This window comes from Dietzia sp. Cai40 (assembly GCF_014145165.1).
GTDB classification, from domain to species: domain Bacteria; phylum Actinomycetota; class Actinomycetes; order Mycobacteriales; family Mycobacteriaceae; genus Dietzia; species Dietzia natronolimnaea.
This window is the reverse complement of record NZ_JAALEB010000305.1, coordinates 1-7,291: the sequence shown is the minus strand read 5'-3', so window position 1 is coordinate 7,291 and position 7,291 is coordinate 1. Positions and strand designations below refer to the sequence as shown.

At 67.8% G+C, this 7,291-nt stretch carries 8 protein-coding genes and 2 pseudogenes; 4 read left to right on the top strand and 6 right to left on the bottom strand.

The annotated features are described in order from the left end of the window. Both G6022_RS11875 and G6022_RS11870 read left to right on the top strand, forming a co-directional pair. A pseudogene (locus G6022_RS11875) lies at window positions 1-262 on the top strand (hypothetical protein); the annotation flags it as partial. A 344-nt stretch (window positions 263-606) separates the two neighbouring features. Further along, the gene (locus G6022_RS11870; RefSeq protein ID WP_067716045.1) at window positions 607-1,275 is read left to right on the top strand and encodes a DUF3800 domain-containing protein; all 669 of its coding nucleotides are present in this window, start codon (window positions 607-609) and stop codon (window positions 1,273-1,275) included. A 239-nt stretch (window positions 1,276-1,514) separates the two neighbouring features. On the opposite strand, the gene G6022_RS16915 is transcribed toward G6022_RS11870, so the two are convergent. The 5 genes from G6022_RS16915 to G6022_RS11845 form a co-directional block, all read right to left on the bottom strand. Then, complete coding sequence (locus G6022_RS16915; RefSeq protein ID WP_241731187.1) at window positions 1,515-2,615, bottom strand: hypothetical protein; 1,101 nt, start codon at window positions 2,613-2,615, stop codon at window positions 1,515-1,517. A 72-nt stretch (window positions 2,616-2,687) separates the two neighbouring features. Next, window positions 2,688-3,404, bottom strand: coding sequence for a heme-binding protein (locus G6022_RS11860; protein ID WP_347238174.1), 717 nt, complete (start codon window positions 3,402-3,404; stop codon window positions 2,688-2,690). 42 nt (window positions 3,405-3,446) lie between these two features. Beyond that, window positions 3,447-4,202, bottom strand: a complete 756-nt coding sequence (locus tag G6022_RS11855; RefSeq protein WP_182691618.1) for an alpha/beta hydrolase — start codon at window positions 4,200-4,202, stop codon at window positions 3,447-3,449. Then, the gene (locus G6022_RS11850) at window positions 4,199-4,636 is read right to left on the bottom strand and encodes a VOC family protein (RefSeq protein ID WP_206682376.1); all 438 of its coding nucleotides are present in this window, start codon (window positions 4,634-4,636) and stop codon (window positions 4,199-4,201) included. The genes G6022_RS11855 and G6022_RS11850 overlap by 4 nt, the downstream gene beginning before the upstream one ends. A 369-nt stretch (window positions 4,637-5,005) precedes the next feature. Next, a complete protein-coding gene (locus tag G6022_RS11845) occupies window positions 5,006-5,410 on the bottom strand; it encodes an excalibur calcium-binding domain-containing protein (protein ID WP_182611006.1) in 405 nt (134 codons plus the stop codon). A gap of 107 nt (window positions 5,411-5,517) precedes the next feature. Here G6022_RS11845 and G6022_RS11840 point away from each other — a divergent pair, with 107 nt between their 5' ends. Then, window positions 5,518-6,018 carry a hypothetical protein gene (locus G6022_RS11840; RefSeq protein WP_182638983.1) on the top strand — a complete coding sequence of 167 codons (501 nt, stop codon included), beginning with the start codon at window positions 5,518-5,520 and terminating at the stop codon, window positions 6,016-6,018. A gap of 463 nt (window positions 6,019-6,481) precedes the next feature. Here G6022_RS11840 and G6022_RS11835 read toward each other — a convergent pair whose 3' ends face one another. After that, the gene (locus G6022_RS11835) at window positions 6,482-7,012 is read right to left on the bottom strand and encodes a hypothetical protein (RefSeq protein WP_182638985.1); all 531 of its coding nucleotides are present in this window, start codon (window positions 7,010-7,012) and stop codon (window positions 6,482-6,484) included. An 18-nt stretch (window positions 7,013-7,030) separates the two neighbouring features. Between G6022_RS11835 and G6022_RS11830 the strand changes: the two are divergent. Continuing rightward, a pseudogene (locus G6022_RS11830) lies at window positions 7,031-7,291 on the top strand (tellurium resistance protein TerC); the annotation flags it as partial.

Sequence of the window (7,291 nt, the reverse complement as noted above, 5' to 3'; positions counted from 1 at the left end):
GGGGGGGGGGGGGCGGAGAGCCGAGGTGATCTGCCTGCCGGGTGTCGTCCCGGCGCTCAACTGCGGGACCTCCGAAAGGGACGTGCTCGCCTCGACGATGCGCCCACTCGCCCATGTCGACCTCCCGATGATCGGCAGTCCACCATTGCGCATCTGGGTGGACCTTCCGCGGTGGGGCGACGGCTCCACCGGCGAGGGCCCGATCCCCGAGCTGACAAGTAACGTGATCGCCTGGTGGCTCACCGGACCCGCTCCGTCTTAACGCTCACTGTCCGACGTGGACTGCGGTCTTGAGGGCGACGACGACAAGGCCCACGACCGCCGAGAGCGGACCGCCACTTCCCGCCATTCGAACCGACCGGCATAGACCAACTCGTGCGGCGCGACGTAGAGCTGGTCCACGCTATTCACCCACCGCGCCCTCAACTCGTCACAGTGGCCTACAAGGCTGTGACTTGCTGGGGAGTGCCTGTGGATTAACAGCTGAATATTCGCTCTGACCTGCCTTTATGTCATCTGCGGGTAATGGCGCTTAGTGAGTTTCCCGCCCGAGGAGTGTCCTCTCGATGTGCTTCCATAGGTGGCAGTCGAGAGAAAGGCCCCTTCGTGGCGATCAAGTATCTGTTCGCAGATGAGAGTGGCGACCTCCAGTTCCTCCGCAATGGGAAGGCATCCAGGTACTTCGCGGTTGGCACGCTGTGCGCCGACGAAGAACAGGTGTGGGCGCTCCGGACGCGCCTCATGCGGCTCCGGGACGAACTGGCCTGGAAGGCCCAGGGTTTGGATTCGTGTTTCCACGCCTCTCCGGACGCCCAGGTCGTGCGAGACGCGGTGTTCGACGCCTTGGTGGAACTTGAGTTCCGGTTCGACATCACTCTGTTGGAGAAGTCCAAGGCCCAGCCCTCGATCCGCCCAACCGAACCGAAGTTCTACCAGTACGCCTGGTTTTTTCATCTCAGTCGGGCCGCCCCTCAGTTGTTCCACCAGGGCGATTCCATCCAGGTCGTCGCCGCTCAGATGGGAACCAGGAAGACCCGGGCTGCGTTCAGGGGCGCCGTGGACGATGTCATGGCCCAGTGTCTGCCCTTCCGCGCCAAGCGAGTATTGGCATTCTGGCGGGATGAGTCCGACTTCGGTCTTCAGGCTGCGGACTACTGCACCTGGGCGGTCACACGGAAGTGGGAGACCGGCGACGACCGAGCTCACAGACTGATCCGGAGCAAGATCAGGATCGAGAGTGACTACTTCGGGTACGGCACCGAGCACTACTACTGACGCACGAAACCCCAACCAACTAGGGATCATTCCCGAAGCCCAGGGGCTCTTTCGTCGATTGGGGTCGCACTGAAAATGTACCACCGTGTCAAGCAACTTGACAGCCCCAAAGCGTGTCGAGGTCATGACGGGCGGCCCTCCATGCAGGTCTCGCAATCAGCCCGTCGACTGCGGCCTGCTCGGACAACGCCTCGGCCGCGTAGAGAAGCGCAAACCGGGCACTGACGAGCAGATCGCCACTACCCTCTCCATGACTGTTCATGTGCCCTCATCCATTCGATCAGCCCGTTCGCCTCTGCGGGTGCCCGGCCCGGCCCGGTCATGAGGTCCACAGCCACCTGGGTCGGGCGCGCGACCGTGAGCCCTTCCAACGCGGTCATGGCGCGTTCCATGACGACGGGGTAAGTGGGTTCGATCAGCAGCACGTTCGCTCCCGCTTCGGTCGCGCGCAAGCCCCAGTTCGCCGCTGCACGTTCGACGTTTCGGACGTACACCATCGCCGACCTGGCTGGCGCGTAGGCATCCCACGCTGCTGCTGCGACGGACCCGGTCAGCGCGTAGTCGATGTCCTCTTCCTCGCGCACCGTATCGAGAAGGTCCGACAGGCCCCGGGGAGCGATCCAATGGGACACGGCATTGGACCGGAGTAACTGATAGTCGTCGCTCCATCTGCGCAGAAGAGCTGCCCAATCGGACACCAGGAATCGCCGGTCAGGCAGCCGCTGCGCAAGTCCCTGATCTTCGAGAAACTGCATCACACGGTATACCGACCCCACCGAGGCATTGGCGACGTCGGCGAGTTCCCGCACACGCCATGGCCCGGGAAGATCGAGTAGCGCTCTAACTACCTTCGCTGCGGGTTCTCCCTTGAGGGTGCCCCTCGGGCGCCCTGGCCCCCGCCAGGGATCTCTTTCGGCACCACGATCCGAGACGAAGAGTGCGGGAACGGGGGATGAAACCCTCATATTGCCGGTCGCATCGATATATGAAATGCCAGCCGCGTCGAGCCGCGCACGGTCGGCGGGCGCGAGATAGCGAGTCAAGACCAGGCACCCACTGTCCGGCACCTGGGCCATAGTGTCGCCGCACCTCTTCCGAAGCGCAGGTATGTCGCGAGCTACGACGGCGCTCTTGACGGTGACACAGAATGTTGCGGCACTCCCATCGGGAGCCTCGGCGATCATCAGAGAATCTGCGCCGCCAGATGTCGACGATGTAGCGCCCTGCCTGGTATCGATCTTCCACTCCGGCGGGAGTCTCTCGCGAAGTGCCTGGGACGCGACATCGACGAGTTCCGCCTCCGAAGGGGGTCTCGAATCTATCGTCTTGCCGTTTATCATGTTCGGATAATAGCGCCGTTCCGCAGCCAACGGAAGCGGACAATTTGCCGAACACCGCCAGCGCGACGCGACTCAGCCCTCGCCGGGCCACACCACGTCCTGCACGACCTCGTTGCGCCGCAGGAACCACGGCGTGAACGGCGGGTCGAATCGGGCGTACCTGGGCAGCCCGGTGGCGACCAGCCCGGCCCGGCCGATCGCGGCCTCGAGCTCGGTCAGGTGACGTCGATAGGCCGACGCGCTCCACCGTCCGGAGTAGCGCACCGCTGCCGCAACACGGCCGGGCACCTGCCTGACCCGCACCCGAGGATCGGTGGGCACCGGCGCGTTCGCGGCGGTCAGCGAGGCGGGCAGCACGAAGGCGACGACGTGCTCGCCGCCGTCGGCCTCGGTCTGGACTACGGGCGCGGTCATGGCGATTTTCTCGAAGCCGGGTGACTCCTGGACGACCGGTGCGGTCATGGCGATGGACCCGGCCGACTCGTTGTGACCGGTAACGTACTTGAACAGCGCCCTGAACGCCTGGTTGCCGGTACTGCCGAAGGACCCGTGGACGGGCACCTCCGCCACGGCATGGGAGGGGTACCGCCGCAGCTCGAACTCCGGGTACCGCTCGACCACCTCGTACGGCTGCCGCTCGGTCATGAATCGACGGTACGCGCGCGAGCCGCCAGTGGCGGCGCCGCGCGTCACGTCACCGGAGACTGCCAGGCGGGCATGCCCCTGGGCGACGTGGTGCGGGCGGTAGACCGCGACGACGACGATGACGACGACGAGGCCCACCTCCACCCGCCCGACCTGCCGCCGCCGGGTGGCGCGGAACCGGCCCGGTCAGCCCGAGAGCCCGCGAAGCCAGTCGACGATCGCGCCGGCCAACTCGTCCGGGGCCTCCACCGGCAGCATGTGTCCGGTCTCCGGGATCTCGACGTAGGTCACGGGACCACCCGCGTCATCGTTCGCACCAGCACCAGCTCCGGCGCCGCTCGACCCGGCCCCATTCGCCTCAGCCCACCGCCGCTGCTCCTCGGTGGGCACCACCAGGTCGTCCGACGCCCCCACGATCAGCACCGGGACACCGGCCTGCGCGGGGAACTCGCTGCGATCGGGCCGCGCGCCGATCGCCACCGAATGGGCGGCGAACCGCTCCGGCCCGTAAACCTGTGCCGCGCGCAGCCGCTCGGCCCGGACTTCGGGATCGTGGCCGCGGTCGCCGTAGTACACCGCCTCCATGCCGTCGAGCGCGATCTCCTCGTACGCCTCCGGACTCAGGCCTGCAGCGCGGTCGGCCCGCGCCTTCGCCGACTCCGGGTCCTCAGCCCCCACCGGGGCTGTGACCAAGACGAGCCCGGCCAGCAGCGACGGGTGGCGCCCGGCTAGATGCATCGCCACCACGCCGCCGAGGGAATGCCCCACGACGACGCTGCCGGGAGCGACCCGGCCCGCCACCTCGTCGGCGAGCGCATCGAGGTCGGCCACGGCTGGAAGGTCCAGCGCCGTGGCGTGGACGCCGTCCGGCAGTGCGCGCATCACCGGCGCCCACGTCTGCGCGTCACCGTGGAGGCCGGGGAGGAGGACGAGGTCGGTCATGGCCGCGAGGCTACCCACCCTGATCGCGCTCCGCGCCCCGCTCCGTCACTCCTCGCACAGGCAGAACGGATGCCCCACCGGGTCGAGGTACACCACAAACCGCCCGTCGGGGCTGGGCTGTTGCTCGTGCCGGCGGGCGCCGGCGGCGAGGACGGCCGGCCCGAGTCGGCGATCGAGTCCACGTAGAAGTCGAGGTGCACCTGCGTGGGGACCGGTCCCTCGGGCCAGGTCGGCGCGCGCCAGACGGAGACGGTCTGGCACTCGAGCGCGACCGTGCCCAGCTCACCTTCTGGCGGCAGGACGTCGACCCAGTCCGAATATTCGACGTTGTCGCGAATCCGCCAGCCGAGCATCGACGCGTAGAACTCGGCGAGCTCTCGAGCACCGGGGCAGTCGAGTGCGACGACCACACGCCGCGCGGTGATCCCAGCCATGGGACCACGCTACGACCTGAATTCGAGGCGCCTCAAACATTCATGGACCGAGGCTCCTCCCGGCGGCCAGAGCTGGGGCGCTCCCCCGGTGCACTCGGGGAACCGACGACGACGAGGGCCACCGCCACTCGAACTGCCCGCAGCCACCGGGCACGACGAGTGAACTCACATTTACTACTTCTATGGCCCCTACAGGCTGACGGTCCACCCATCCGGTGTCGAACCCTCACATCCTGGTTGGGGCAGCGATCGGCGCCTACTGCCCGGAGCAGGTGACGACGCCGAATGGAGTGTTCCCGCTAACGTTAGATGAGTATTCAAGCCGCGCTCGCGACGAATGCCGGAGGGCTCCGACGGAGTCCGCATGGACTAGCGGGGATCCCGCTCGCAGGCGATCCCGTCGTTGTCGCCGTCCATCGACGGGTCGTAGAACCTGCTTCCGCGATGCATGGGCGCGACGCCGAGGTTCCACGCCTCCCGGCATCCCGAAAGTCGGGGTGCGGGGGCGGGCGAAGGAGCCGCCACACCCGGCGCGGGCGCGGGGGCCGCCACGCCCGGTGCCGGCACGAAATGCACGGACCAGACAAACGGGAACGGCAGCAGCGGCAGTGCTGCCGCGTCGAAACCCATCGGGGCGGGGACGACGACGGGGGCGAACTCGGGCAGGGCGATGACGCCCGATCCGACCTGCATTTCGGCGGCTGTGACCGAGGGGGCGGTGCCGAGAGCGGCGACAGCGGCCAGGCCGAGGGCGGCGAGCGAACGACGGATCATGGGTGAGGACCTCGAGGGGTGCAGGCCACAGATGTGGCTCCGGTGAGAAGAAGCTCAGATTAGCCTGTGCATGTTCACGTCGCTGACCAGTCTGTGAAAGTGGGGTCATGAGCTCCCCAGCCGGACCCCGGAATTCGCCCACCCGCCGGCGCCTCGGCCTCGCGATGGCAGTCGCCGCTGCAGCGACCGCTCTCGGCACCCCTCCTGCCCTCGCCGACCCGGCAGACGCCGGACCGGACACGCCAGCGTCCCCACCGGGAGCGCTGACGCCCGAGATCATGACCGATGTGCTGGGCCCCTCCGACCCGGCGTTCTGGGATCCGGCGGCCCCCGGCACCCGCGTGCTGACCCCGATCAAACCCCACCGCCAGGTGTCCTGCCTGACGGGCCTCGTGCCGCTGCACGTCTGTTGGACGGTCAACAGGTATCAACTCGTGCCGGAGCACCGCCCGCTCGCCCATGTCGACGTCCCCGTGATCGGCGGGGCGCCACTGCGCATCTGGGTCGACCTGCCCCTGTGGGGCGACGGCTCCACGGGCGAGGGCCGCATCGCCGAGCTAACGCACGAGGTGATCGTCTGGTGGCTCACCAACCCCACGCCGTCGTAGCCGACACCCCGCGATGACCCTCGAGTGATCCGCCGCTCCGCCCGGCAGTGGCGGCGCCGATAATGCCACCTATCGACCACCGGACGGCTGACTGAACAAGTCGCCGTCGAACCAACGAACTTTGGATTAATAGTCCGTACCTCTAGCACCTCGGCTATAGGCCAAGTAGTGGATAGCGACCAATTATGGGCGCTACCGGCCCCGCCCTGTAGAGCCTGCCGATCTCGCCATCGGTCGGGCTCGACTCTCGAACTGGCACCGACAGCAACCCGCATCCAGCCTCACCAACACGCCGGGGCCGGCTCGCCGTAGAGCGAGCCGGCCCCTGTTGCCGCCGGTCAGACACCGTGAATTTGTTGCCGCCGAACGGGTGCCGCCGGTCAGGCGCCGCCGGCAGGTCGTCACCGCGCCGATCACACCGATCAGGACGACGACGACAAGCCCCGCCGCCGCGCCCCCGCGATCAGCTCCCCGCGGCCGCGCCGATCAGCTGCCCCAGGTCGAGCCCGTTGATCAGGTCTGCGGAGAACGTGGCCGGGTCGGCGCCGATGTCGCCGAGGGCGGTCGAGCCGGAGGTCACCGATCCCAGGCCCAGCCCGTCGAGGCTGCCGGTCACGACCTCGGTCGGGTTGGGCTCGCGGATGGTCACGCAGGTGTCGATGGGGTTGGCCACCCTGTAGCCGCTCACCAGCGCCAGATCCGTGGCCGCTCCAGTGTTGAGCACATCGCCCGGGGTGGCATCCGCGGGCACGCGGTAGGTGGTCTCGAGCGTGGCCCTTGCGTTTCCGAGGGTGGTCCACCCGGCCCCCGAGTGGCTGACCGAGTTGGTCGCCGAGTTGCGGGTCACGTCGTCGGTGACGGTCGTCCACGTCTGCCCACCGAGCAGGTACCAGACGCTCGAGCGGGCCTGGACCAGCTCGAACCCGGCCGGGTGGAAGTCGTCGATTCGCGAGACCAGGGCGCCCGCACCGCTGACCGTGGTCCGGAACGTCACTGTGCCGCCGGCGGCGCCGTGCTGATCGCCAATTTCTCGTGGGTGCTCTACCTCTTCGCCGCGTTCCTCCTCTACACGGGCGTCCGGATGATCCGCCAGCGCGACGAGCACCTCAACCCCGACCAGTCCCGCGTGCTCGCGGGGTTTCGGCGCCTGATTCCCATGACCGACGCCTTCCACGGCCAGCGCCTGCTGGTCCGCAAGGGCGGGCTGATCATGGCCACTCCCCTGCTGGCCGTTCTGGTGCTCATCGAGACCACCGACATCATCTTTGCCGTC